Genomic DNA, 1181 nt, shown 5'->3' with positions numbered 1-1181 from the left:
GCGAATTATTCAGTAATCTTCGACACGACGCCGGCGCCGACGGTGCGGCCGCCTTCGCGGATGGCGAAGCGCAGGCCCTGCTCCATCGCGATCGGTGCGATCAGTTCAACGCCGAACGACACGTTGTCGCCGGGCATGACCATCTCGGTGCCTTCCGCCAGGGTCACGGTGCCGGTCACGTCAGTCGTACGGAAGTAGAACTGCGGACGGTAGTTCGCGAAGAACGGGGTGTGACGGCCGCCTTCTTCCTTGGTCAGGATATAGGCTTCGGCTTCGAACTTGGTGTGCGGTGTCACCGAACCCGGCTTACACAGAACCTGGCCACGCTCAACGCCGTCACGATCCACACCACGCAGCAGGGCGCCGATGTTGTCGCCCGCTTCACCGCGGTCCAGCAGCTTGCGGAACATTTCAACGCCGGTGCAGGTGGTTTTCGAGGTGTCGCGGATGCCGACGATTTCGATCTCGTCGCCAACGTTGATCACGCCACGCTCGATACGGCCGGTCACAACGGTACCACGGCCCGAGATCGAGAACACGTCTTCGATCGGCATCAGGAACGGCTGGTCAACAGCACGCTCGGGCGTGTCGATATATTCGTCAACAGCCGCCATCAGCTCGCGGATCTTGTTCTCGCCGATTTCAGGGTCACGGCCTTCCATCGCGGCCAGAGCCGAACCTGCGATGATCGGAATATCGTCGCCGGGGTATTCATACGAAGACAGCAGCTCGCGGATTTCCATTTCCACCAGTTCCAGCAGCTCTTCGTCGTCAACCTGGTCAACCTTGTTCATGAACACGACCATCTTCGGGATGCCAACCTGGCGGCCCAGCAGGATGTGCTCGCGGGTCTGCGGCATCGGGCCGTCCGCGGCGTTCACAACCAGGATCGCGCCGTCCATCTGAGCAGCACCGGTGATCATGTTCTTGACGTAGTCGGCGTGGCCGGGGCAGTCGACATGCGCATAGTGGCGCGCGTCGGTCTCGTATTCCACATGCGCGGTCGAGATGGTGATGCCGCGGGCTTTCTCTTCCGGCGCGCCGTCAATCTGGTCATACGCCTTGAAGTCACCAAAATACTTGGTGATCGCTGCGGTCAGCGTCGTCTTACCATGGTCAACATGCCCAATCGTGCCGATGTTGACGTGCGGTTTTGTACGCTCAAACTTTTCCTTTGCCAT

General features: G+C 60.3%; 1 protein-coding gene. It reads right to left on the bottom strand.

Going from position 1 to position 1181, the window contains the following annotated elements; all coding sequences use genetic code 11:
• Positions 1-5 precede the first annotated feature (5 nt).
• Positions 6-1181, bottom strand: a 1176-nt coding sequence (gene tuf, locus ACR0AM_RS21605; RefSeq protein WP_480474060.1) for an elongation factor Tu, incomplete at its 5' end; no start/stop codon positions are given.

It is taken from the genome of Ruegeria sp. AD9 (assembly GCF_056542305.1).
The sequence above is the reverse complement of the archived record's forward strand: the minus strand, read 5'-3'. Positions and strand labels throughout refer to the sequence as shown.